Annotated in this window: 1 protein-coding gene and 1 pseudogene; one reads left to right on the top strand and one right to left on the bottom strand. The window is 58.0% G+C overall.

The features are described from left to right. Positions 1–224: 224 nt before the first annotated feature. Positions 225–514: pseudogene (locus tag ACFDR9_RS27670) on the bottom strand (ATP-binding protein); the annotation flags it as partial. A 153-nt stretch (positions 515–667) separates the two neighbouring features. Between ACFDR9_RS27670 and ACFDR9_RS27675 the strand changes: the two are divergent. Beyond that, the gene (locus tag ACFDR9_RS27675; RefSeq protein ID WP_409033073.1) at positions 668–1,090 is read left to right on the top strand and encodes a hypothetical protein; all 423 of its coding nucleotides are present in this window, start codon (positions 668–670) and stop codon (positions 1,088–1,090) included. Positions 1,091–1,466: the final 376 nt, after the last annotated feature.

A 1,466-nucleotide genomic window follows, 5' to 3' on the forward strand; every position in this document is an offset into this window, starting at 1 on the left:
TCGTCAACTTCTATTTTCGCTACCCCGTCGTTTCCGACCGGCCCTTTTTGCCCGGCATCGAGTGCCTGTCATTGGGGAGGCGAACTATAGCAAAGCAGATACTGGCATGGCAAGGACTTTCCGCTGAGTTGGCGCAAATACCCCTGGCGTGTGTCGACAGCGATTGAAAATTGATACACCTCCGTCACCAGCACTTGCTGGATCCTCATTTCTTTATCGCCCGCTCAGGCGGCCTTGTCGGCTCGGACGCCCTGAACGATTCCCGCCTGCCGCTGGTGCTTGAGCCGGTAGCTCTCGCCGGCGATGGGCACTTATGGGCGTGATGCAGCAGCCGGTCCAACAGCGCCGCCGTCAGCGTCGCGTCTTGCGCAAACGTGGCGTCCCACTGGCCGAACGGCAGATTGCTCGTCACGATCAAGCTGCCCTTTTCGTACAGCGCCGCGATCACCTGGAAGAAGTGGGTCTTGCCGACACCGCTGGGTCCGACGGGCACCACGTTCTCGCTGCGTTCGATGACCAGCCCCTTGGCCTGCGGCCGCGCAGCGGCAATATCGCCCCGCCACGGCGGCGCCAGCGCCTGCAGTTGCAACACCTCCACCTCCAACCGCGCCGACGATTTTTCCAGCGTCACGCCATGCATCCGCTCGTTGGCCACTTCAACGAGCGGATGCACAGCACTTTCGCATTGGCGGTGACGACGTCGAGCTGCAACCACTCTGGCCAAGGCGGCTCGCCAGCGGCACGTAGAACACCTGCGCAGGTAGCCCTTGGTCTGGGCGCGGTATGGCTGGCAGAGCTTGATCCTGAAGCCGCTGTGCTTGGCAAAGTCAAGGAAGCCGGAGTGGTAGCGGTGCTGACTTTCGCCGTACACGTCGCGCTCGACGACGACGACCGTCCTCAAGTTCGTACAGAACCTCGCGCGGTACGCCACTTCGACGACGATCCGCCGCAGACTCAACCCATGCTTGCTCAATTATTGAATTCCACATTCCCCTCGTTGGGTTTCAGCACCACTCCGAAAAGCAGCCATCATCCCAAAACAGCGAATGGCCGGGACCTCACCGTATCCGACAAGCAACCCAGGAACTGAACATACTCTCTCCTCCGGAAATAGCTCCCGTCCTGCAGGAGCGGTTCGCCCACGGAAATGGTACGGTGTTTGTTGGAGCGGGCATTTCTTTAGGTTCAAAAATGCCATCTTGGCAAAAACCCATGGAACCGCTTAGGAATATCTCGGCGACGAAGTTGGAGCAAACGCAAGTTACCTCGATATCGCTGAATTGCATGAAACCAAACACAACCGCAGGGTCTTGGTGAAGTATTTCAACGGGCGTCTGGGCGATATCCAGGGGCTTATAAGCCCGCAAAAACGCGGACGAAAAAAAGCCCCACATCTCTGCGGGGCTTTTTTAATATAACAAGCCTGACGATAACCTACTTTCACACTGGTTGCAGCACTATCATCG

Origin of the sequence: Janthinobacterium sp. CG_23.3 (genome assembly GCF_046115965.1) — a bacterium.
Classification (GTDB): Bacteria; Pseudomonadota; Gammaproteobacteria; order Burkholderiales; family Burkholderiaceae_D; genus Janthinobacterium.